21 protein-coding genes are annotated in these 22080 nt (G+C 64.7%); 15 read left to right on the top strand and 6 right to left on the bottom strand.

Annotation, left to right across the window (positions count from 1 at the left end; all coding sequences use genetic code 11):
• Positions 1-143 precede the first annotated feature (143 nt).
• Complete coding sequence (locus tag ACQR0Z_RS24910) at positions 144-1112, top strand: lipid kinase (RefSeq protein ID WP_434920389.1); 969 nt, start codon at positions 144-146, stop codon at positions 1110-1112.
• Positions 1113-1177: 65 nt separating this feature from the next.
• Positions 1178-3025, top strand: coding sequence for an ATP-dependent zinc metalloprotease FtsH (gene ftsH / locus ACQR0Z_RS24915; protein WP_434875442.1), 1848 nt, complete (start codon positions 1178-1180; stop codon positions 3023-3025).
• 200 nt (positions 3026-3225) lie between these two features.
• On the opposite strand, the gene ACQR0Z_RS24920 is transcribed toward ftsH, so the two are convergent.
• Positions 3226-3768 (bottom strand): cytochrome b, encoded by a 543-nt coding sequence (locus ACQR0Z_RS24920; protein ID WP_434858781.1) that lies wholly within the window; start codon positions 3766-3768, stop codon positions 3226-3228.
• A gap of 308 nt (positions 3769-4076) precedes the next feature.
• Here ACQR0Z_RS24920 and ACQR0Z_RS24925 point away from each other — a divergent pair, with 308 nt between their 5' ends.
• Entirely contained in the window at positions 4077-4841 is a 765-nt protein-coding gene (locus tag ACQR0Z_RS24925) for a hypothetical protein (RefSeq protein ID WP_434920390.1), read from the top strand.
• 60 nt (positions 4842-4901) lie between these two features.
• Here ACQR0Z_RS24925 and ACQR0Z_RS24930 read toward each other — a convergent pair whose 3' ends face one another.
• Complete coding sequence (locus ACQR0Z_RS24930; RefSeq protein WP_434920391.1) at positions 4902-5432, bottom strand: YcxB family protein; 531 nt, start codon at positions 5430-5432, stop codon at positions 4902-4904.
• Between the two features lie 31 nt (positions 5433-5463).
• The gene (purB, locus tag ACQR0Z_RS24935) at positions 5464-6771 is read right to left on the bottom strand and encodes an adenylosuccinate lyase (RefSeq protein ID WP_434858482.1); all 1308 of its coding nucleotides are present in this window, start codon (positions 6769-6771) and stop codon (positions 5464-5466) included.
• A gap of 271 nt (positions 6772-7042) precedes the next feature.
• Here purB and ACQR0Z_RS24940 point away from each other — a divergent pair, with 271 nt between their 5' ends.
• Together ACQR0Z_RS24940 and ACQR0Z_RS24945 are read left to right on the top strand one after the other, a co-directional pair.
• Complete coding sequence (locus ACQR0Z_RS24940) at positions 7043-7216, top strand: hypothetical protein (RefSeq protein ID WP_434858483.1); 174 nt, start codon at positions 7043-7045, stop codon at positions 7214-7216.
• Complete coding sequence (locus ACQR0Z_RS24945; RefSeq protein WP_434858484.1) at positions 7213-7800, top strand: TetR family transcriptional regulator; 588 nt, start codon at positions 7213-7215, stop codon at positions 7798-7800. The genes ACQR0Z_RS24940 and ACQR0Z_RS24945 overlap by 4 nt, the downstream gene beginning before the upstream one ends.
• Positions 7801-8079: 279 nt before the next feature.
• On the opposite strand, the gene ACQR0Z_RS24950 is transcribed toward ACQR0Z_RS24945, so the two are convergent.
• Positions 8080-8967, bottom strand: coding sequence for a helix-turn-helix domain-containing protein (locus tag ACQR0Z_RS24950; RefSeq protein WP_434920392.1), 888 nt, complete (start codon positions 8965-8967; stop codon positions 8080-8082).
• Between the two features lie 296 nt (positions 8968-9263).
• On the opposite strand from ACQR0Z_RS24950, the gene ACQR0Z_RS24955 reads away from it, so the two are divergent.
• From ACQR0Z_RS24955 to ACQR0Z_RS24990, 8 genes are all read left to right on the top strand, one after another.
• A complete protein-coding gene (locus ACQR0Z_RS24955; RefSeq protein WP_434920393.1) occupies positions 9264-10901 on the top strand; it encodes a flavin-containing monooxygenase in 1638 nt (545 codons plus the stop codon).
• Positions 10902-10958: 57 nt separating this feature from the next.
• A complete protein-coding gene (locus ACQR0Z_RS24960; protein ID WP_434875447.1) occupies positions 10959-12152 on the top strand; it encodes a serine hydrolase domain-containing protein in 1194 nt (397 codons plus the stop codon).
• A 313-nt stretch (positions 12153-12465) separates the two neighbouring features.
• Entirely contained in the window at positions 12466-13245 is a 780-nt protein-coding gene (locus ACQR0Z_RS24965) for a MotA/TolQ/ExbB proton channel family protein (RefSeq protein WP_434920394.1), read from the top strand.
• Positions 13242-13913: a hypothetical protein gene (locus ACQR0Z_RS24970; protein ID WP_434858489.1), complete on the top strand. Its 672-nt coding sequence runs from the start codon at positions 13242-13244 to the stop codon at positions 13911-13913. Before ACQR0Z_RS24965 ends, ACQR0Z_RS24970 begins: the two co-directional genes overlap by 4 nt.
• Complete coding sequence (locus ACQR0Z_RS24975; RefSeq protein WP_434875450.1) at positions 13910-14527, top strand: hypothetical protein; 618 nt, start codon at positions 13910-13912, stop codon at positions 14525-14527. Before ACQR0Z_RS24970 ends, ACQR0Z_RS24975 begins: the two co-directional genes overlap by 4 nt.
• Before the next feature lie 220 nt (positions 14528-14747).
• Positions 14748-14960 (top strand): hypothetical protein, encoded by a 213-nt coding sequence (locus ACQR0Z_RS24980; RefSeq protein ID WP_434875451.1) that lies wholly within the window; start codon positions 14748-14750, stop codon positions 14958-14960.
• A 19-nt stretch (positions 14961-14979) separates the two neighbouring features.
• Entirely contained in the window at positions 14980-17241 is a 2262-nt protein-coding gene (locus tag ACQR0Z_RS24985; protein WP_434920395.1) for a tetratricopeptide repeat protein, read from the top strand.
• 118 nt (positions 17242-17359) lie between these two features.
• Positions 17360-18298 carry a S1/P1 nuclease gene (locus ACQR0Z_RS24990; RefSeq protein ID WP_434920396.1) on the top strand — a complete coding sequence of 313 codons (939 nt, stop codon included), beginning with the start codon at positions 17360-17362 and terminating at the stop codon, positions 18296-18298.
• A gap of 13 nt (positions 18299-18311) precedes the next feature.
• Here ACQR0Z_RS24990 and ACQR0Z_RS24995 read toward each other — a convergent pair whose 3' ends face one another.
• Positions 18312-19037 carry an SDR family oxidoreductase gene (locus ACQR0Z_RS24995; RefSeq protein WP_434920397.1) on the bottom strand — a complete coding sequence of 242 codons (726 nt, stop codon included), beginning with the start codon at positions 19035-19037 and terminating at the stop codon, positions 18312-18314.
• Between the two features lie 93 nt (positions 19038-19130).
• Here ACQR0Z_RS24995 and ACQR0Z_RS25000 point away from each other — a divergent pair, with 93 nt between their 5' ends.
• Both ACQR0Z_RS25000 and ACQR0Z_RS25005 read left to right on the top strand, forming a co-directional pair.
• The gene (locus ACQR0Z_RS25000) at positions 19131-20021 is read left to right on the top strand and encodes a LysR family transcriptional regulator (RefSeq protein WP_434920398.1); all 891 of its coding nucleotides are present in this window, start codon (positions 19131-19133) and stop codon (positions 20019-20021) included.
• Positions 20002-20589, top strand: a complete 588-nt coding sequence (locus tag ACQR0Z_RS25005) for a hypothetical protein (RefSeq protein WP_434920399.1) — start codon at positions 20002-20004, stop codon at positions 20587-20589. The genes ACQR0Z_RS25000 and ACQR0Z_RS25005 overlap by 20 nt, the downstream gene beginning before the upstream one ends.
• A 7-nt stretch (positions 20590-20596) precedes the next feature.
• Here ACQR0Z_RS25005 and ACQR0Z_RS25010 read toward each other — a convergent pair whose 3' ends face one another.
• Positions 20597-21730 (bottom strand): hypothetical protein, encoded by a 1134-nt coding sequence (locus ACQR0Z_RS25010; protein WP_434920400.1) that lies wholly within the window; start codon positions 21728-21730, stop codon positions 20597-20599.
• Between the last annotated feature and the right edge of the window lie 350 nt (positions 21731-22080).

The raw sequence follows: 22080 nt of genomic DNA on the forward strand, positions 1-22080 counted from the left end.
GGCCGCATCAGCCAGCACGGCCCCGGGCGGCCAGATCGTCCCGACGGCGATCGTGATGGAACCTGGAGCCGCTCCGGTCATTTGGTATGGAACCCGCGCCTGATGCCCAGAGCGCGCTGGTATCTTGTGTACGGGAGCATGGCGTGACAGCGGGGGGTGACCAGACGACAGCCGCGAAGGCGCGGCTCTCGCGGCCAAGTGCCGCGGTTCGGCGTCTCCTGGTGATCATCAATCGCGGCAGCCGCTCGGGCGGCGAGGCGGCCGGAATTGCCGTGTCGCGGCTGGGGGCTGCCGGCTACGATCTCGTGATCTCGGCCCCGCATAGTCCGCGCGAGGTGGCGCCATGGATCGAAGCCCATGCCGACGATGCGGAAGCGGTGGTGATCGCCGGCGGCGACGGCAGCCTCAATGCCGCCGCGCCCGCGCTGGTGAAAACAGGTCTGCCGCTCGGGATCATCCCGGCAGGCACCGCCAACGATCTCGCCCGGACACTCGGCCTGCCCGACGACATGGAAGCGGCGGCCGACGTGATCGCGGCCGGTCACCGCCGTGAGATCGATCTCGGCGATGTCAACGGTCATCCGTTCTTCAACGTCGCCAGCCTCGGGCTCAGCGCCGATCTGGCGCGGCAGCTGACGAAGGAGACCAAGCGTCGCTTCGGACGGCTCGGCTATGCCATCACTGCGCTCAAGGTGCTCACCAATGCGCGACCGTTCCGCGCGATGATCGTGTCGTCGGATGGCGCCGTACGCGTGAAGACCTTGCAGATCGCGGTCGGCAACGGTCGCTATTACGGCGGCGGCATGGCGGTCCGGCACAATGCGGAGATCGATGACTCCCATCTCGATCTCTATTCGCTGGAGATCGGGCGCGTGTGGAAGCTGCTGGCGATGGCCTACGACTTCCGCAAGGGGCGTCATGGCCTCTGGCAGGAGGTGCGGGCCTCGCGCGACACATCCTTCGAGATCCGCACGCGGCGGCCGCGCCCGATCAATGCCGATGGCGAGCTCGTCACCTTCACCCCGGCGCGCTTTTCCGTGCTGCCACGCGCGGTCTCGGTCTTCGTCCCCAAGAGCGGAGCGTCGAACGCCGCGACGCCCGACCGGCGCTGACGCGGCGCCGCTTGATCCGCGCCTTGCAGCCGCTCGTTTTCGACTGATCACACCTTGAGAGACCCATGACCAAGCAGACCCGCTTCAATCTCTGGTACGCAATCGTCGCGATCTTCGTCGCGATGATGATCCACAATGCGTGGACGAGCTATCGCCAGGTCGCCGTCATTCCCTACAGCCAATTCCAGGACCTGCTGTCGGCCGGCAAGGTGAAGGAGGTCGGCGTCTCCGAGAACTATCTGGAGGGCACGCTGAAGGAGCCGCTGCCCGGCGGCCAGACGCGCTTTGCGACCACGCGGGTCGACCAGGAGTTCGCGAAAGAACTCGCCAAGGCCAACGTCACCTTTACCGGCCGCGTCGAGAGCAACATTCTTGGCGACATCCTCTCGCTGGTGATGCCGATCGCGCTGTTCTTCGGCGTCTGGTATTTCCTGTCGCGGCGGATGATGGGCGGCGCTGGAGGGCTCGGCGGCGGCCTGATGCAGATCGGTAAGAGCAAGGCCAAGGTCTATGTCGAGGCCAATACCGGCGTGCGGTTCGACGACGTCGCAGGTGTCGACGAGGCCAAGGACGAGCTGCGCGAGATCGTGTCCTTCCTCAAGGATCCGAAATCCTATGGCCGGCTCGGCGGCCGTATGCCCAAGGGCGTGCTGCTGGTCGGCCCCCCCGGTACCGGCAAGACGCTGCTCGCGAAGGCCGTCGCGGGCGAGGCGGGCGTGCCGTTCTTCTCGATCTCGGGCTCGGAGTTCGTCGAGATGTTCGTCGGCGTTGGTGCCGCGCGCGTGCGCGACCTGTTCGAGCAGGCGCGCGCCAAGGCGCCCGCCATCATCTTCATCGACGAGCTCGATGCTTTGGGCCGCGCGCGCGGCATGGGGCCGTTCGCCGGCGGCCATGACGAGAAGGAGCAGACCCTCAACCAGCTGCTGGTCGAGCTCGACGGCTTCGATTCCTCCACCGGCCTCGTGCTGCTCGCGGCGACCAACCGTCCGGAGATCCTCGACCCCGCGCTGCTGCGCGCCGGCCGCTTCGACCGCCAGGTGCTGGTCGATCGTCCGGACAAGCCGGGCCGCATCCAGATCCTCAACGTGCATCTGAAGAAGGCCAAGCTCGCTGCCGATGTCGATCCCGAGAAGGTCGCGGCGCTGACGCCGGGCTTTACCGGCGCCGATCTCGCCAACCTCGTCAACGAGGCGACCCTGCTGGCGACGCGGCGCGGCGCTGACGAAGTGACGCTCGACGATTTCAACAACGCCATCGAGCGTATCGTGGCGGGCCTGGAGAAGCGCAACCGGCTGCTCAATCCGAAGGAGCGCGAGATCGTGGCCTATCACGAGATGGGCCATGCCATCGTCGCGATGAGCCTGCCCGGCACCGATCCCGTGCACAAGGTCTCGATCATCCCGCGTGGCGTCGGCGCGCTCGGCTACACCATCCAGCGCCCGACCGAGGACCGCTTCCTGATGACGCGCGAGGAGCTCGAGAACAAGATGGCCGTGCTGCTCGGCGGCCGGGCCGCCGAGCTCGTGGTCTACGGTCATCTGTCGACCGGCGCCGCCGACGATTTGCGCCGCGTGACCGACATCGCCCGCTCGATGGTGACGCGCTACGGCATGTCGGAGAGCCTGGGCTCGGTGGCCTATGAGCGTGACAACCAGTCGTTTCTGGCGCCGGGCGCCTCGCGCAGCGCTGACTATGGCGAGGCCGCGGGCGACGCGATCGACGCGGAGGTTCGTGCCATTGTCACTTCAGCCCTCGACCGCACCCGCAAGCTGCTGCAGGACAAGCGCGACGTCCTGGAGCGCGCCGCGCGCCGGCTGCTGGTGAAGGAGACGCTCGACGAGAGCGAGCTCGCGGCCATCCTGAAGCAGGACCAGCGCGCCGGTGATCTGGTGGCAGCGGCGCAGCCGATGTAGTTGTTTGGCGGCGCGGCAACCATCAAACTCGTCATCGCGCATTGGAGGATGAGCACAGTGGTCGTGAATGCGCCCTCTCCCACCCTGGCGAAGCTTTGCTTCGCCTTGGGGGAGAGGGCGCTGCATCTAACAGCGCAGGGGCACTTCGCTGATTTGTAGCACGTAGCCCGGATATCGCTTTCGCTCTTCCGGGTACGTGATCATCGCCTTGGCCACATCCGGGCCAGCGTCTCGTCCTTTTTGATGAACTCGTGCCAGAGCGTGGCCGCGATGTGCAGGCCCACTACGAGATAGACCACATAGGCCAGCGTATCGTGCGCGATTTCGCCGGCGTGGGCGACGGCTTTGTCGCCGGCGAACAGGCGCGGCCAGCTGAAGGTCCAGAAATAGCGCAGCGAATAGCCGCCGGCCGACGAGAACATGTAGCCGGTGGCCGGCATGATCAGCAGCAGCGCATACAGCGCCCAATGATTGAGCTGGGACAGCGCTCGGACGATGGGACCGAACGCGGCAGGCGTCGCCGGCGCTGTCGTCGTTGCCCGAACCATGATGCGCAGGACCGCCAGCAGAAACAGCGTGAGCCCGAGCGACTTGTGAATCTCGAGCAACTCGCGCCGCGGCGAGGTGCCGGCAGGCTGCAGGCCGCAATACAGCCCGATCAACATCGCCGCAATGAACAGCACTGCGGTCGCCCAATGGATCCGTCGCAGCAGCGGATCATAAGCGGTCTCGGTCGGCGGCACGTGCAGGTTCTCTATGGCGAGTTGAAACGTCAGCTCCATAGGGCACCTTGGCGCCGTTGTCGGCTCACAATTCGATGACGTGAGTGGGCAGACCTCGTTCATCTCGTGCTTTGCGGAAGCGAATCCATCGCGAGGCAAGCAGGAGTTCGTCATGATCAGCAATACAAAATCGATCTCAAATTGTCGCCGCCCTCCGGCACCACCGTATCCTGCGTGACGACGTCACGCTGCGGATGGCGTGCGCGACGGACTAGCGTTGAGGCATGGAAAGGGTAGGATGCCGGCGTGGATCGTTCGAGAGGAGTGCCATGACACGACGAAGCTGGATCGGATGGGCGTCACGCCTCGCGTTTGTCGCCGTGACGCTCGGGAGCGCGGGCGCCGACGCCGCCGAGCGGACGATGTCCTGGGAGGGGGGCTGCCGCTTCACGGTCCGGTACGATCCCGCCAAGCACGACGAGACGCGGCTGCGCAACACCGTGCGTCTGCTGTTCGGCCCGTCCGATTTCGACTCGCCGGGCACGCCGCCGGCGTTCGATCCGAAGGCGGTCGCGGCGCTCGACCCCGACAAGATCGACCGCACCTGCAAGGCTGCGCTCGACGCCGCCGCGCGGCTGGAATTCATCGCGCTGCCCGGTGTCGACGATTACCGCCGCGCCAAGATGGCGGAGCTGAAGGACAGTTGCGATTTCGACCTGGCGCATACCCGCGGCTTCAAGACGCCCTCGGCGCTGCGCGACTATCAGCCCGCAGCCGCCTGTGCAAAGTTCGTCGACGCGATCGAGGGCAAGACCGACCTGCAGCAGACGTTTCGCGAGAACGTCGACAAGGGCTGCGCCGACAACGCCAGCCCAAAGGCCTGCGTCACCCGCTACGTTGCCGAAGCCGCGAGGCCGGACGGCCAGGAGCGGATGCGGATCTATCTGGTCAATTTCGGCTGGAGCAATTGCGCCATCAACTACAACCTCCGCAACACCGGCGAGAAGAAGATGGAGGCGATGCGGAGCGCGCTCGAGACCCAGTTCCGGAAGATGTTCAAGGTCAAGCAGGACAAGTGCGAGGAGGCGGACTGACGCGCCGTCCGCCTGCTGGAAGGCGGCGCTCACGCCCGCCGCGCGATGCTGCCGTGTTCGTCAGATCAGTCCGGACAGTCGAGGCAGGCGGCGCAGCTTCTGCTCCAGCAGCGCCCTGAACTCCCGGATCGTCTGGTCGGACAGGTCCTGCTTCGGGATCGTGTGGCCGACCGACTTGCTGAGGCACAGCAGGAAGATCTTGCCGTTCTCCTTGAAGCCGCGCAAATCCGACCACGCGAGGCGCGACGTCATCCGCGGTCCCGTGATCGTGATCCCTTCGTCGTCCGCCTCGATCGCCATTGCGCCGTACAGCATGGGATTCTGGCGATACAGCGATCCGGCGCGCATGGGGATCAGGACGAAGGTCGTCAGCGCGGCGACCGTCAGCCCGGCGATGGCGCAGAACAGCAGCCACAGCAGCACGACCGTCGCCAGCGTCCAGCCTTCATACTTGTTGAAGAAGTCGGGCAGGCTCGTGACGGTGAACACCGTGAACAGCCCGCCGCCGAACACGATCGCCTGGCCGTCACCATTCTGCAGGCGCGCGCCCTGGACGAGCGCGGCCTTGCTCAGTTCGTAGCGAAATTGCATCTTTAGCGGACTCGGCCGGCAGGAATGTTTCTCAAGCGGCCCCGAACACGCGCTTGAAGATCGTGTCGACGTGCTTGAGGTGGTAGCCGAGGTCGAACTGCTCGTCGATCTCGGCATCCGTCAGATACTTCTTCACGTCGGCATCGGCCTTCAGCAAGGTGCGGAAGTCGCCTTCGCCGCGCCACACCGGCATCGCGTTGCGCTGCACGAGCTTGTAGGAATCCTCACGGCTGGCGCCCTTCTGGGTCAGTGCAATCAGCAGGCGCTGCGAGTGCACGAGGCCGCCGAGCTTGTCGAGGTTCTTCTCCATGTTGGCCGGGTAGACCAGCAGCTTCTCGATCAGGCCGGCGAGGCGCACCAGCGCGAAGTCGAGCGTGACAGTCGCGTCGGGGCCGATCATGCGCTCGACCGAGGAATGCGAGATGTCGCGCTCGTGCCAGAGCACGACGTTCTCCATCGCCGGGGTCACATAGGCGCGCACCATGCGGGCGAGGCCGGTCAGGTTCTCCGACAGCACGGGATTGCGCTTGTGCGGCATCGCGGAGGAGCCCTTCTGGCCCTCCGAGAAGAACTCCTCGGCTTCCAGCACTTCCGTGCGCTGCAGATGGCGAACCTCGGTGGCGAAGCGCTCGACCGAGGAGGCGATCACGCCGAGGGTGGCGAAGAACATCGCGTGGCGGTCGCGCGGAATGACCTGGGTGGAGACCGGCTCCGGGGTCAGGCCCATCGCCTTGGCGACGTGCTCCTCGACGCGCGGATCGATCTGGGCGAAGGTGCCGACGGCGCCGGAGATCGCGCAGGTCGCGACCTCCTTCCGTGCGGCGACCAGGCGCTCGCGGGCGCGCGTGAATTCCGCATAGGCATAAGCGAGCTTGAGGCCGAAGGTGACCGGCTCGGCATGGATGCCGTGCGAGCGGCCGATGGTCGGCGTCATCTTGTGCTCGAAGGCGCGCTTCTTCAGCGCGGCGAGCACCTTGTCGAGATCGGCGAGCAGCAGGTCGGCGGCGCGGGTGAGCTGCACGTTGAGGCAGGTGTCGAGCACGTCGGAGGACGTCATGCCCTGGTGGACGAAGCGCGCCTCGGGGCCGACGATCTCGGCGAGGTGTGTGAGGAAGGCGATGACGTCGTGCTTGGTCTCGCGCTCGATCTCGTCGATGCGGGCGACGTCGAAGGTGGCGTCCTTGGCCTTGGCCCAGATCGTCCGGGCGGCGTCCTTCGGGATCGTGCCGAGCTCGGCCAGCGCGTCCGCCGCATGCGCCTCGATCTCGAACCAGATCTTGAACCGGGTCTGCGGCTCCCAGATCGAGGCCATTTCGGGACGGGTATAGCGGGGGATCATCGGGGCTCTCCGAGGCAGGAGGTGAGGTGGGCGGGCCGATCGCGGCCGCGCCTGCAGCATTTTACGCCGTGCTCTATCAGAGCCGCCGGGGGGATACAAACGGCGGGTTTCACTGTCCAATCCGACGCTTTAAGGTATTATAGTACTAATTTTAGAAATCGCGCTGACAGATATTGAAATCTGTCAGCGCGATGGTGTATATGCAATCCATGATCAACTAGCACTGTCTGACCATGGGGTTCAGCGGCTTCAACTGCGAAGGACCGCTTCGATGAAGATTGAAAAGCGATTGCTCCACTCACAATTCCAGGACTGGCTGAATCTCCGGGTGGCTCGTCACCTGGAGGCCCAGGCCGCCAAGTTCCGCGCCGTCCCGGCGGCGGATCGCGGCGAGGCGATCCAGATCAAAGCGCATCCGAGTGATGCCGATATGGTGCACGCATGAATGAGGCCGTGGTTCTGACATCCGAGCGCATCCTCGAAGTCACCGAGGACGTGTTGCGCCGTTACGGGCTCGCCAAAGCGACGGTCGTCGACGTCGCGAGAGCGCTCGATGTCAGCCACGGCTCCGTCTACCGTCACTTCCCGAGCAAGGCCTCGCTGCGCGAGGCGGTGGCCAAGCGCTGGCTCGAGCGCGTCAGCGTGCCCTTGGCGCAGATCGCGGCCGAGCCGGGGCCGGCGCCGGCCAAGCTGGAACGCTGGCTACGCGAGCTGTTCGACGCCAAGCACAAGCGAGTGTGCGAAGATCCCGAGATGTTCGCGACCTACCTGACGCTCGCCCGAGAGGCCTGCACGGTGGTGAAGGCGCATAAGCAGGATCTGATTGCCCAGGTCGAGGGCATGATCACCGAGGGCGTCGCCCAGGGCGCGTTCGAGGTCGATGATCCCAAGACCGCGGCCGCGGCAATCTTCGATGCGACGCGCAGCTTCCATCATCCCGCCCACGCCGACGAATGGGCCGATTGCACCTGTTCGACCCGGGTCGACGCGGTGCTGACCTTGTTGTTGCGAGGCCTGGCAAAGCGATAGCTGCGTCTAGCCCGAATATGCTGCGCTCATGCGGGGTTACGGAGTCCCTGCAGGGTGGGCAAAGGCGCAAGGCACGATATGAGTTCGTGCCGAGCTGTCGCGCGCCGTGCCCACCATCGATCAGCATATTCCGCGGCGAGACGGTGGGCACGGCGCCATTGCCAGCTCGCTTGTGGTAACCGCACAGCAGCGCCTTTGCCCGCCCTTCAGATCCGCCGAGCCGCTCGTCAGCGTCAACCGCGCCAATGGCGCATCGACTAAAACTCTTCCACCGACGTCCTAGCCCATGCAGGCTTTGCGAAATTCGGCCGGTGTGACGTTGAGCTTGCGGCGGAAGATCCGGTTGAGGTGACTCTGGTCGGAGAATCCGCACAGCAGGGCGATCTCCTTCAGCGCGAGCCTGTCCTTGCGCAGGTGCTCGCAAGCGCGTTCCACCTTGCGATTGAGGACGTAAGTATGAGGCCGCATGCCGTAGTGCGCATGGAATTTGCGCGCGAACTGCACCGGCGTGCTGTTGCAGATGCTGGCCAGCTCCTCCAGCGTGATGTTCCGGCCAATGTTCTGCTCGATGTAGTCCTCGATCAGCCGCGCGTGGGCCGGCCTGAAGCGTCCCTGCGAACAGGGCAATTTGAACTGAACCGAGGCGTAGCTTCGCAGGATGTGCACGCTCGCCTGGAGCGCCAGGGCATCGTAGCACAGCCGGCCGCCCGGGCCGCCGTCGGAGATCTCCTGCACCATCCGGTCGCTGATCCAGGTCAGGACCGGATCGTCGATCCGGAGCAGGTCGTGGAGTTCGATTGTCTCGGCATCGCGATCGAACGCCTCGCTCGCGGTCTTCGCCATCAGGCTCGGCGCGATATAGAAATGAGTGACCTCGACGTCGCTGTTCCAGCGCCAGTTCGACGCTTCCGCACGCGTCAACAACGTCGTGACGCCTCGGCCGACATGATCCTGCTTCCACGCGCCGGTCACCCGGCGGTTCATCGACGTGGTCCCTCCGCGGTAGACGACAACTAAGAAGTTCTCGGAGGGCGGCACCCAGATATCGGACGGCGCATAGCGGAAGACGCGGAGCCGAAAGTCCGCCTTTCCGATTGCCGAGCTGTCCAGCATCAGCTCGCCGGGAGCGTAGCGCGGCAGCTCCTCGACGCTGATCAAATGGCCCATCGCGCGAGCCTCCCTTGATTTTTTTATGGCGCGATTGATCGCTGCTGCTTCTCATTGGCCTTGCGGCGGCGCCAGCATAGGCCGGTTTCGCGGTTTGCCAAGCGCGCTTTGTTGCGACTTGCGAGCACAGCTGGCGCGTGCGCCGCACCGTTCAATAAATCGTCTGTTTCATCCAAGCCCCGACCGGTCGCCGGCCCATAGCCTGCGCGGGCGACAACGAAAACGCAGCCCCCGTCCGATGACACACGGACGAGGAACGGCGGCGTGCACCCTGAAACAAGGATGAGGAGGACCAGATGACGGAAGCCGCTGTGAACGCCAACGGAGACGCTTCGCATGTGACGACCAGGCTCGATGCGGTGGTGATCGGCGCCGGCGTGGCCGGGCTCTATCAGCTCTATCGCTTGCGCGAGCAGGGACTGAGCGTCCGGGCGATCGACGCCGCGTCCGGCGTCGGCGGCACCTGGTACTGGAATCGCTATCCCGGCGCCCGCTTCGATTCGGAAGCCTACATCTATCAGTATCTGTTCTCCGAGGAGCTCTACAAGGGCTGGAGCTGGAGCGAGAAGTTTCCGGCCCAGCCGGAGATCGAACGCTGGCTCAACTACGTCGCCGACCGGCTCGATCTGCGCAAGCACATACAGTTCGGCACCACCGTCAAGCGCGCGCAGTTCAACGAAGCGACGCAGCGCTGGCTGGTCACGACCGACAAGGGCGAACTGATCGATACCCAGTTCCTGGTCACCTGCTGCGGCATGCTGTCGGCGCCCCACGTCTCGTTTCCCGGCCAGGACACGTTCGAGGGAGACCTGTTCCATACCGCGCGCTGGCCGAAGCAGCCGGTCAGCTTCGCCGGCAAACGCGTCGGAATCATCGGCAATGGCGCGACCGGCATCCAGGTCATCCAGACCGTCGCCGGCGAGGCCGGTCACCTCAAGGTCTTCGTCCGCACCCCGCAATACGTCATTCCGATGAAGAACCCGAAATACGGCGCCGACGATGCGGAGGCCTACAAGTCGAAATTCCAGCACCTGACGGAGCGCCTGCCGCACACCTTCACCGGCTTCGAGTATGATTTCGAGCATGCCTGGGCCGACCTGTCCCCGGAGCGGCGCCGGCAGGTGATCGAGGAGTGCTGGGAAGACGGCTCCCTCAAGCTGTGGATCTCGTCCTTCGCCGAGCTGTTCTTCGACGAGGCGGTCAATGCGGAGATCTCCGAATTCGTGCGCGGCAAGATGCGCGAGCGGCTGAAGGATCCGAAGCTGTGCGACCTCCTGATCCCCGCAGATTACGGTTTCGGCACCCACCGTGTGCCGCTCGAGCAGAACTTCCTCGAAGCCTTCCTTCGTCCCAATGTCGAGATCGTCAGCGTCAAGACCAATCCGATCGAACGCGTCACCCCAAAGGGCATTCAGATGGCCGACGGGACCATGCACGAATTCGACATGATCATCCTGGCGACCGGCTTCGACGCCGGCACCGGCGCGCTGACGCGGATCGATATTCGCGGGCGCGGCGGCCGATCGCTCAAGGAGGATTGGAGCCGGGACATCCGCACCACGATGGGCCTGCAGGTGCACGGCTATCCCAATCTGTTCACGACCGCGGTGCCGCTCGCTCCCTCGGCCGCGCTCTGCAACATGACGACGTGCCTGCAGCAGCAGGTCGAATGGATCGACGACTGCATCAAATACATGCGATCGAAAGATCTGAGGGTCATCGAGCCGACCCGGGAAACCGAGGATGACTGGGTCGCGCATCACGACGAGACCGCCAATGCGACGCTGATCGCCAAGACGAATTCCTGGTATCTCGGCTCGAATATCGCGGGCAAGCCGCGGCGGGTTCTGTCCTATTGCGGCGGGGTCGGGGCCTATCGCCAGAAATGCGACGAGGTCGCCGCCAGCGGCTACCGGGGCTTTGCGATGCATTGAGCCGTCGGCAGATGCCGGCTCTGGGACACCAAGCAAAAAGCACGAGGGAGGACTACCATGAGCATGAATTTCACCGCGGCGGCCGATGCCGTTCTCGACGGCGTCGTCACATCCACGCCGCGCGTACCTGGCGTGGTCGCGATGGTGACGGACCGCGATCGCAACATCTACCAGGGCGCGGCGGGACAACGCCGTCTCGACCGACCGGAGCCGATGACCACCGACAGCATCTTCGCCATCTTCTCCACCACCAAGGCGATCACCGGTACGGCCGTGCTGCAACTCGTCGAGGACGGCAAGCTGGATCTCGATGCGCCAGCGAAGCGCTACGCGCCGGAGATCGGATCGCTCCAGGTGATCGAGGGCTTCGACGCCAAGGGCGAGCCGATCCTGCGCGCGCCGAAGCGCGACATCACCACGCGCATGCTGATGACGCACACCGCGGGGCTGAGCTATGACTTCATCAATCACACCTACAACCGGCTGGCGCAGGAGAAGGGCCAGCCCAGCGTGATCGCCGCGACCAAGGCCTGCCTGATGACGCCGCTGCTGTTCGATCCCGGCGACCGCTGGGATTACGGCTCCAACATGGACTGGTGCGGCCAGATCGTCGAAGCAATTGCCGGCCGGCGCCTCGGGGAGGTGCTGAACACGCGCGTGTTCGAGCCGCTCGGCATCAAGGACATGTCCTTCGAATTGACCGATGCCATGCGCAGCCGGCTGGCCGGAATCCACGCGCGCAACGCCGACGGCTCGCTGACGCCGATGGATTTCGAACTGCCGGCCGAGCCCGAGGTGCACATGGGCGGCCACGGCCTCTATGGCACGGTCGGCGACTACATGCGCTTCATCCGCATGTGGTTGAATGATGGCATGGGTGAGTTCGGCCGGGTGCTGAAGCCTGAGACGATACGCATGGCCGAAAAGAACCATCTCGGCGACAAGAAGGTGACGCCCCTGACCGGCGTCATTCCGGCATTGTGCAACGATGCGGAGTTCTTCCCCGGCCAGTCCAAGTCGTGGGCGCTGAGCTTCATGATCAACGAGGAGCAGGCGCCGACGGGACGTCCGGCCGGTGCGCTGGGCTGGGCCGGCCTGGCCAATCTGTTCTACTGGATCGACCGGCAGAACGGATTCGGCGGCTTCTGGGCGACGCAGATCCTGCCTTTCGGTGACCCGACGTCGTTCGTCGGCTACATGAACTTCGAGACGGCATTCTACCAGAGCCTGCGCCAGCGCATGGCGAGCTAGTGCCGAACGACGCGGGAAACTGAACGTGTCGAAAGGGGGGGCTCACCATGAGCCCCCCGGCGCTCGAACGACAGCTTCGCGAGCCGGCCGCGGGAACTGGCGGCGCAGCGCTATCAGCAGCCACGCATCGCCAACGGTCTTGCCCATCGAACGGCGGACAATCGCTGGCGATGCTGATGCACTGCAACAAGCGCAAGCCTAAAAAAAACTTCTCGAGCCTCCGAGGCAGATGTCTTTGGACGCGGTTCTGCCGCTCTGCTTAACTTCGATGTCAATGCGCCGGCGCAACGGTGCGACATCGGGGAGTGCAAGCATGAGCGTGGTCAGTCATACCGACCGAGTGGAACCCACGCGTGATCCCGCCGAGCGCGGCCCGCTGCTGCTCTGGATGATCTTCACCGGCCTCACCGTGTTCGCCGCCGTGGTGCTGGCCCGTTACGGCTACTTCCACCTGATGGTGGCCTCCGACCGCACCTATATCTCCAGCGTCATCGCGGTGCTCTATGTCATGACGTGCGCTCACTGCTTCTGGCGGACGCGGGCGATCGCGCGCGAGGCGGATGCAGCGCGCGGCTGCCGCGCGGTGCTGATCGGGCCGGACGCGGAACGCGCGCTCGAGCCGGAGGCGCGCCTGCTGCCGAACGGGCTCGTCACCAGTCACATCAGGAGCCTCGTCACCAAGGCGCGGACGCAAGGGGCAGGGCGCCTCGATCAGACGCTGCTGTTGCGCACGCTGGCCGACCGGCTGCGTGGCTCCAACGGCTTCGGCGGCTTCGCCTCGGACACGCTGATGAAGCTCGGCCTGCTCGGCACCATCATCGGCTTCATCATCATGCTGGCGCCGATCGCCGGTCTCGACGTTAACGACAAGCTGGCGATGAAGTCGTCGATGGGGCTGATGAGCGACGGCATGGCGGTGGCGATGTACACGACGCTGGCCGGCCTGGTCGGCTCGATCCTGGTGCGCATCCAGTACTACATGCTCGACGCCGCCACGGGTCGCGTGTTCTCCGATGCCGTGATGCTGACGGAGACGCGGGTGACGCCGCGGCTCGAGCGCGCCATGGAGCATGCGGCGGAGCAGGGCGCATGATGGACGATTTCGGGCTCTATCCGCGCGAGGAGCCATTCGATCCGTTCAGCGTGATGCTGTTCAAGGCGCTGCAGATCGTCGCGTTCTTCTTCTTCATTGCGGTGCTCGCGATCTCGCCGGATGCCAAGGACGGCAAGGTCGACAGCAAGGCCGAGTTCCTGATCACGATGGACTGGCCCGACAACCATCCCGATGATCTCGACCTGTTCGTGCAGGACCCGGTCGGCAACATCGCCTGGTACCGGCATCGCGAGGCCGGCTTCCTCACGCTCGACCGCGACGACCGCGGCGGCGCCAATGATTTCATCCTGGTCAACGGGCTGAAGATTCCGTCGCCGATCCGTGAGGAGATCGTGACCGTCAGAGGCATCGTGGCCGGCGAATACACCGTCAACATCTCGCATTTCCAGAACGTCAGCGGCGCGCCGGTCGAAGCCAAGGTCAAGGTGCAGAAGCTGAATCCGACGGCGCAGGTGATCTTCGACGACAAGGTCGTGCTCGATCATTCCGGCGACGAGAAGACGGCGCTGCGCTTCAAGCTCGATGCCACGGGAAAGGTGATCGACGTGCAGCGCCGGCCGAAATCGCTGCTGGAGACCTTTCGAAATGTCCGCGCCAACGGCGCCGACCTCGATCCCAAGACCGGCGTGAGGATGCTGCGGCCATGATGAGCAGCCTGCAAACCGTCATCGTGACGCTCTCGGTGTGCTACGCGCTGATCGGCGCGCTGCTGCTGCTGGTGCTGGTCTATGCGCGGCTGCCTTGGCCGGTGAAGGCGGTCGCGGTCGTCATCACCAGCGCGTTCTATGTCGGCAGCTTCGTCGGCGCGCGCGGCCTGCTCGGCTGGGCCAGCGTCGACCGGCTGCCCAAGGCGTTCAAGGTGCTGCAGGTGCGGATCGTCGATCCGCACAGCGTCGAGGGCGATCCCGGAGCGGTCTATCTGTGGGTCGAGACGCTCGACGATGACAATCGCCCGAGCGGCGTGCCGCGCGCCTATCGCATTCCCTTCAGCGACAAGTTGGCCGAGAAGGCGCAGCACGCCGCCGACCAGATCGCTGCTGGCCATCCGCAAGGCGGCCGCGCCGCCGATTTCGGCACCGGCGACGGCGGCGTCATCGATGCCGCGCGCGAATACATCCTGCCCCGGACGATCATCGAGACCGCCGGCGGCGACCCGTCGACCGGCGAGTTCAAGGCCGCGCAGCATGCCGGCGACGGCGTCTCCTTCACGCCGCTGCTGCCGCCGCGCATGCCGCCGAAGGATGAGCCGGCCCAACGCTGACATATCCTTGGCCCCCGCTTGTCCTTGGCCGCTGCCTGGCCTCGTACGCTTCGGCAAATTGCCGCGGATTGCGCGGCATGGGATTGAAACGGGATCGGTGATCCGGCGGCGGTGGCGCCTTCATCGTCGCAAAAGCGAAACCATTGACATTCGCTTCAAATGGTCCAAGAGTTGCGAATTGCTTCTCGTACAACTTCAATGTCCTCGCTGGAGTATTGCAATGGCGAACGAGACAGTGCACCCGGTCAATCCTCACAACGCCAAATATCCCGAGATCATCACGGAAACGGAGACTGAGGAGCGCACCGAGTCGACGGAAGAGCAGAAGCTCACCTACGAGTCCGGCGCGCCGCGCGGCACGTCGGTGATCAAGAAGATCACCACGACCAAGACCAAGGTTCGCACCACGACGCCCTACACCGGCACTGTATGACCGCCCGCGGGGGATCCTCGTGCCGCCCCCGTCATTCAACGCGATCGACGAGCGGAGCGCGGCGCGGCCTGCGTTCGTCGATCCGTCGCGCGAAGCATTGCGCCGGTCACGCGTGGTCGTGCTGCGAGGCGCGCACGGGCTCGGCTTGCGTGCCTCGGCGCAAGCCGCCGCGCGCAGTGTCGCGGGGCCGGACATCGAGACCGCCGATGGAGACTGGCAGCGCCATGGCTATCTCGCCGGTTTCGAGGACATGCTGCTTGGCCTGCTGCGGCGCGGCGAGACGGCATACCCCGATGTCGTCGCGCGCCATGAGCAGAGCCTGAAACGGCTATGGCCGTTCCGCACGTCGGCCTGCTTCAAAGTGCCGCGCGATCTCACCAACACGTCCGACCGAGACGAGCGGACCCGGTTCTACCATCACGAATACCAAAACAAGCTGCTGGTCGGTGCGGCGGAGTTCGCGCTGGACATGCTGGAAGTGACCGCTCGAACGGTGTCCCTGATCATCGACAATGCCCAGGCCATGTCGCCCACGTCCCGAAATCTGCTCGACACGATGTTGCGGCGGCAGGGCGAGCGGGCGCGCCTGCGGATCATCCTGCTGGACCGTTCGGCGGCGGCCTTGCCGCCGCAATGGCCGTTGATCGACATCCTGCCATGGGCGAAGCACGAGTTCGATGCGCTGTTTGATGAAGGGCGGCTTCGCCGCGCGCAGCGCGATCTCGTCTATGATCGTTCCGGCGGCAATCTCGCGGTTGCCGCCGTGATCGTTCGCTGCATGGCTCAGGGCATCAATGCCACGGACCGGCTCGATGTCGAGGCGATGGTCCACCTCCATCTGGCGACGCTGTCCGAGGAGGCGCGTATCGCCATGGCGCGCGCCTTTGTCGCCAACCGGATGGACGGCGACCTGATCGAACAGTGCAACGTCGCCAGCCTTCCGGACGAGCTCATCGACACGCTCAATATCGAGGCGCATGCGCGGCTGCTGAGCGCCCATCGCGGCGGGGAGGGGCCTCTCGTCCTGGCGCATGCGTTGGCTGTTCGCGACAGGTTCCGGCGCGCCGAAGCGCTGTGCGAGCCGTCGGCGATCCTGATGGGCATCGGCCTCTACGATACATGGTTCGCCTATTTTGCGGCGATGTTCGGCGATGCCGACCTGCGGCGACACGGCTCGGGCGACGATGCCGTCAATGGCATGTTCATCAACGCAGCCTTCGTGCTCTATGCGATGGGCTTCGCGCCGTCCGCCTTGCGCTATCTCGAGTTCTTCCTTGCCCATTTTCCCGATAGCCGTTTCGTGCCCACCGCGCTTTATGCGCAGTCCATGACCTATGGACGCTACCAGGTTCCTGTCGACCTCGATCGCGCCGAGGCCTGCGCCGTCGCCAATCTCGCGCTGATCGACCAGCGCTTTCGCGCGCATCCGCGGTACAAATACATCAAGGTCTTCGCCGAAAACGCCTACGCTTATATCCGCGCGCGCAGGGGCGACCTCCGCGGTGCGCTCGCGCTGTGCGAACATGGCATGGCTGAGATCGTCGAGGCCTATGGCGAGCAGCAGTTCCGGCTGCATCGTTCGATCCTGATCTACAATACCAGCCAGGTCTACGAGCTCGCCGGGGATAGCGCGCGCGCCGAGGCGCGCTTGCGCGACGCCATCGCCTGCGATCCGTTCTATGCGGAATATTACAATGATCTCGGCAATCTGCTCGGGCGTCTACCCGGCCGTGAGCACGAAGCGGCGGAAGCCTATGCGCGGGCTATCGCGTTGTCGCCGCCATATTACGAGGCGCATCTCAACAGGGGCATGCTGCGCGTCGAACTCGGTGACTTCGAGGGTGCCGCGGCTGATTTCGAGCGAGCGTTGCAGATCAAGCCCTCGGAGTGGCGCGCGATGCGGGAGCTCGGCAATATCGATCTCCTGCGCCGTGACGCGCGCGGCGCCCTCGAGTTCTACGAGCGCGCGATGGCGCACGAAGCGGGGGACGCGGATCTCTATGCCAATGCCGGGCTGGCTGCGTCCGAGCTCGGCGATGTCCGCAAGGCGATGGCCTATGCGCAAGCCGCGATCGAGATCAATCCGCGGCATCCCGGCGCCAACAACAATCTGGCCGCGGAATTGCTGGCGAGCGGCGATCTCGACCGGGCTGCCGGCCACGCGCGGGTCGCGGCCGAGGATCGCAGCGATCCCGATTATGCGACGAATCTCGACGTCATCGAGGCGCTGCTGGCCGAGCGGAACGCGGCCGTGCGCGATACGCCGCCGACCCGGCACTAGGAGCGCGCACACACGGTGAAATTGCCAACGCCGGTCGTTCGCGATAGCGTCCGGTTCGCTGGTCTTCTGGTGAAATCTGCGAATGGCCGCTTGTGCTCGATCGCGAGGGAGAGTTGTCGTGCGAACGCTGATGATTGCCTTCACCGTCGCCGTGCTGTGTCCGGCCGGTCCGGCCCTGGCGTGGTGGGACGAAGGCCACATGCAGATCGCGTATTTGGCCTACAAGAAGCTGACGCCCGCGGCGCGGGATCGCGCGGACGTTCTGCTCAAGCTCAATCCCGATTATGCGAGCTGGATCGCCGGCGCTCCCGCGGGCCAGGAGAAGCTCTACGCCTTCGTGCACGCGGCGACCTGGCCCGACGACATCAAGATGAAGCCGGACTACTATGACGACCAGCCGACGGATTCGACGGCGAAGCAGCTCATACCGTATGGCCATCTGAAGCATACGCATTGGCACTACAAGGACGCGCTGTTCTCGGCCGACGACACGCCGCTGCCGCGGCCGGATCCGGTCGACGCGGTGTCGCAGCTCAAGCTGATGATCGCCAAGCTGCCCGCCAGCACCGACGCTTCGGAGCCACTGCGGTCGTACAGCCTGAGCTGGATGATCCACCTTGTCGGCGATCTGCACCAGCCGCTGCATGCCGTCGCCCGCTACTCTGCGGCGCTGCCGGGCAAGGGTGGCGACCGCGGCGGCAACGAGTTGCAGGTCGTTGCCGCCAACGGCGAGACGCAGAATCTGCACGCCTATTGGGACGGCATCTTCGGCGGCTATTCCACGGTGTTTGGCGCGATCTTCGATGCCGACCAGCGCGGCGGTCTGTCGACCGTGATACCCGACGCCGGCAAGGCGCAGATCATCGACCCCGCGGTCTGGGCGCAGGAGAGTTTTGAGCTCGCCAAGACGACAGCCTACGCTCCGCCGGTGCGAACCGACAAGCAGCCGGTCGAGTTGACACGCGAGTACGAGACCAACGCGCGTGATCTCGCCCGCAAGCAGGCCGCGCTCGCCGCTGCGCGGCTCGCCAACCTGCTCGAGGTGCTGTTGCGGTAGAGCCGCCCGCGCCTCACGGCGCCCGGGTCGGCCGGACGACGATCTCGTTCACGTCGACATCGTCGGGTTGCTCGATGGCATAGCGAACGGCGCGGCCGATCGCGTCCGGCTGCAGGGCAATCGCGCGGTAGGTGTGCATCATCTCGGCTGCGCGCTCGTCGGTGATGGTGCTGGCGAGTTCGCTCTCCACCACGCCCGGATGGATGCAGGTGACGCGCAGCTTCTCATTTTCCTGCCGAAGCCCGTCCGAGATCGCCCGCACGGCGTGCTTGGTCGCGCAGTAGATTGCGGCGGTCGGCACGACCTGCAGAGCCCCGATCGAGGCGATGTTGATGATGTGTCCGGAGCCGCGGGCGAGCATGCCGGGCAACACCGCCGCGATGCCGTTCAGCACGCCCTTGATGTTGACGTCGACCATGCGATCCCACTCGTCGACCTTCATCGCGGCCATCGGCGACAGCGGCATGATGCCGGCATTGTTGATCATGACGTCCACGCGCCCCCACAAGGCGCGCGCTGCCTCGGCGAAGGCCGCGACGTCGGCGCGGTCGGTCACATCCAGCGCCCGTACCTCGGCGGTCCGGCCGGCTGCGCGCAACTCGGCGGCCAGCGCCTCCAGCCGATCCAGGCGGCGCGCGCCCAACAGCAGCCGTGCGCCCGTGGCCGCCAGCTCTCGTGCGATCCCGGCGCCAATGCCGCTCGAAGCCCCGGTAATCAGGATGACCTTGTCCATGTTCAACTCCCGTCGGTTGGTGACGGGCGGAAGCTAGGTGGCCGGCATTGTCACGACAATTTGCCCAATGGTTGTCTCGGTGGTAAGCATGCCTAACCAATGCGGATCGACAAGAACATCATCGAGCTGTTCGTGGCGGTCGCCGATGCCGGGAGCTTCCGCCTGGCCGCGGACCGGCTGGGCGTGACGCGGTCTGCCGTCAGTCAGGCGATGGGCAGGCTGGAGGACCATCTCGGGATTTCCCTGGTCAGCCGGACGACCCGCAGCTTCAGCCTGACCGAGGCGGGACGCCGCTTCTATGCGGACGTCGCGCCGGCGATCGGCGCGCTGAACGCCGCCGCCGAGCAGATCGGCGACAAGGCCGGGCCGCCGTCCGGCCTGCTGCGGCTGGCCGTGTCCTCCATCGCCGAACGCTTCATCTCCGGGCCATTGCTGGCCTCGTTCATGCGAGCCTATCCCGCGATCGAACTGGACGTCACCATCACCGACGACACCTTCGACATCGTCGCCGAGCACTACGACGCGGGCGTGCGCCTGGGAGAAGTCATCGCGCAGGACATGATCGCTGTCCCGGTGTCCGGAGATCAGAGGCAGCTGGCCTTTGCCGCACCGAGATATCTGGAAGCGCACGGCGCGCCGGCGCACCCGCGCGATCTGATCCATCATGCCTGCATCGGCTGGCGGCCCGCGCCGCTGGCCGCGCCCTATCGCTGGGAGTTCACCGAAGCGGGCAGGGACTTCAATGTCGAGGTCAAGCCCAGCCTGACGACCAACGACATGTTGTTGATGATCCGCACCGCATGCGCGGGCGGCGGTATCACCTTCGGCATGGAGGAGACGTTCCAGCCCTACGTCGCGCGTGGCGAACTGGTGCCGCTGCTCGAAAGCTTCGCGGCGCCGTTTGCCGGATTCCACCTGTACTTTCCAAGGCGTCGGAACCTGGCGCCCAAGCTCCGCGCGCTCATCGATCATGCGAGGCGGGGACTATGACGGTAGCGCGCGCAGCCCGGATGAGCGCAGCGATATCCGGGCTACGCGGCTGTCTCATGCTTGGAATGAACCTGGCGACAGTCGCCTGCAACTCATGGGCGGAGCGCCAATCCTGGTCCTGCGCGAGCAGGGCGGCGGTATCGGCGGCTTCTTCAGAGCAGCCGAGGCGATCCTCATGCCCTACATCATTGGTCTGTTTGCGGTCATCGTCATCATGAATTTGCAGATGGCCGGGGCGATTCCGATGGACGCCGTCGGTGCGGGGCTGGTGATCGCGGCCGTCACATTCGCCGCCGCCCTGGCGATCGCCATCCATGAGGCGTGGACGATGAAGCGTGGCGTGATCGGCTGGATCGTGAACATCATCGTGGCGCTGCTCGGCGCCTTCTTCGCCGCCCAGGTCGGCGGCCCCGTCGTCGCGATTCCGCTCCTGGGGCTCGCGGGCGAGGGCAGCAGCTCGCTTGCCGCTGCGGGCGGGGGCTTGATGGTGGCCGCGCTTGCGCTCATGATGATCGTCGGCATCGGCGGGGCATCGGGCGCGGTCTGGCTCGTCAACAGGCGGCGCTAAGCAAATTTTATTGTGCGCCCGTGCAATCGTTGGGTGGAGAGTTTGCGAACATCGCCTGTCTCTGCCGGAACTCCACATTAGCCGATAGCGAAACTGCCTCCATCTCAGACGCGATTGCGTTCTTGTAGTCGCCGGCATAGGCATAAGCGCAGGCGAGCGTGTCGAGATAATTAGCCAGATTTTCGCGTGTAACCGCGGCAGCTCCGGCCTGACGTTGCAGCGAAACTGCCTGGGTCGCGGCCTGAAGCGCTTCGGCTCTCAGGCTCTCTCTCTCCGAAAAATCGGTGGTTACAATCAGCCATGCCAGGTTGTTAAAAGGCGATGGATGGCCGGGCCGGTCGCGCATGTCTTGACGATATTCGGACAGCGCGCGGATGTACTGCTTTTGCTTCTTCCAAAGCGGTGCGCGCATGGTAGCAGCGTAGCCCATCGTCGCACTTCGACTCATGCTCTGGGCCTGAAAGGTGGGCTGATCCTTCGGTGAAACGCAGAGTCCCCGACCATTGGTGTCCCAGTCGAGCGAGCGGCCGTCAGACAGTGGCCAGCGGACGTAGTTGTGCAGACTGCCGCTGTTGAGCGTAATCTCAACCAACGATGCCGGCATTCGCAGATATTCTGCGACTGTGAGCAGGATGAGAGAGCCGGTATCACAATCGAAGATGTAGCGCGGCGGCATGCCGGACGCGCTCCGCGAGACAAGGGCGTCGCCCAAAGTCTCTGTTGGAATATAAAGTCCAAAACCGAGTTCTGCGAGAACGTCACCGGTAAGTTCGCTGATTGCGATTACGCGCGCTTCATCCGCGATACCAATTCCCGATTGCTGCGGTTCTGTTAGACGCGCTGTCACGCGATCGAGTATCTCATCCAACAGCCGGTAGGAGCTGTCGGGTACGAAGCAGGCTTCGGATTCAAGGTCCAGAATGTCGTAGCCAAGGCCGCGATGAGTGGGCTTATAGGTGCGCGGAATGGGCGTCTCGCAGGCACGTCGTGGCGCCGGGGAACCGAATGGTGGTGCGTACATCGTGCCACATACGGGGATCTGCGATCTCGCGATTTCTCCCTCCGCTGCACTAACGTTTTGTGTTTGACTCATCGATAGGACCGCCAGCGCGGCAATCGCATAGGCATGTTTCGTGAGCATTGGTCTGTCTCCGAATGATTCAATTAGACATTTGATTGATCTGGCGAGACTGTCATAAAAATCAATTTTAAGTTTAGTGTTTCAGTTCGTAATTGCAACGGTGGCTTGTGCTGCTGATTGTGCAGAAGCTGGTAAGGTTTAAGCCCGTACGGGCGGATCCTTGTCGGTATCGAATGTGCCGCACGCTGGCGATACAGCGGATGGAGACGTCACGGCTACGGCTTGGATATTTTTACGGAAGACCCGTCACGGCTCGACCGCGGTTCTATTGTTCTTTTGGAAAGGCCCCGCTGTTTCTCCCGGAGCGAGTAGCCATCCGCGGCGCATCTATTTCCTGGCAGTTGTTTTCA

Origin of the sequence: Bradyrhizobium sp. HKCCYLS3077, from assembly GCF_051167555.1 — a bacterium.
Lineage (GTDB): Bacteria > Pseudomonadota > Alphaproteobacteria > Rhizobiales > Xanthobacteraceae > Bradyrhizobium.

Coding starts and splice junctions, on each gene's coding strand:
- ftsH (WP_434875442.1), top strand. CDS start 1,178: ATGACCAAGCAGACCCGCTTCAATCTCTGGTACGCAATCGTCGCGATC.
- ACQR0Z_RS24925 (WP_434920390.1), top strand. CDS start 4,077: ATGACACGACGAAGCTGGATCGGATGGGCGTCACGCCTCGCGTTTGTC.
- ACQR0Z_RS24930 (WP_434920391.1), bottom strand. CDS start 5,432: ATGCAATTTCGCTACGAACTGAGCAAGGCCGCGCTCGTCCAGGGCGCG.
- purB (WP_434858482.1), bottom strand. CDS start 6,771: ATGATCCCCCGCTATACCCGTCCCGAAATGGCCTCGATCTGGGAGCCG.
- ACQR0Z_RS24940 (WP_434858483.1), top strand. CDS start 7,043: ATGAAGATTGAAAAGCGATTGCTCCACTCACAATTCCAGGACTGGCTG.
- ACQR0Z_RS24945 (WP_434858484.1), top strand. CDS start 7,213: ATGAATGAGGCCGTGGTTCTGACATCCGAGCGCATCCTCGAAGTCACC.
- ACQR0Z_RS24950 (WP_434920392.1), bottom strand. CDS start 8,967: ATGGGCCATTTGATCAGCGTCGAGGAGCTGCCGCGCTACGCTCCCGGC.
- ACQR0Z_RS24955 (WP_434920393.1), top strand. CDS start 9,264: ATGACGGAAGCCGCTGTGAACGCCAACGGAGACGCTTCGCATGTGACG.
- ACQR0Z_RS24960 (WP_434875447.1), top strand. CDS start 10,959: ATGAGCATGAATTTCACCGCGGCGGCCGATGCCGTTCTCGACGGCGTC.
- ACQR0Z_RS24965 (WP_434920394.1), top strand. CDS start 12,466: ATGAGCGTGGTCAGTCATACCGACCGAGTGGAACCCACGCGTGATCCC.
- ACQR0Z_RS24970 (WP_434858489.1), top strand. CDS start 13,242: ATGATGGACGATTTCGGGCTCTATCCGCGCGAGGAGCCATTCGATCCG.
- ACQR0Z_RS24975 (WP_434875450.1), top strand. CDS start 13,910: ATGATGAGCAGCCTGCAAACCGTCATCGTGACGCTCTCGGTGTGCTAC.
- ACQR0Z_RS24980 (WP_434875451.1), top strand. CDS start 14,748: ATGGCGAACGAGACAGTGCACCCGGTCAATCCTCACAACGCCAAATAT.
- ACQR0Z_RS25000 (WP_434920398.1), top strand. CDS start 19,131: ATGCGGATCGACAAGAACATCATCGAGCTGTTCGTGGCGGTCGCCGAT.
- ACQR0Z_RS25005 (WP_434920399.1), top strand. CDS start 20,002: ATGCGAGGCGGGGACTATGACGGTAGCGCGCGCAGCCCGGATGAGCGC.
- ACQR0Z_RS25010 (WP_434920400.1), bottom strand. CDS start 21,730: ATGCTCACGAAACATGCCTATGCGATTGCCGCGCTGGCGGTCCTATCG.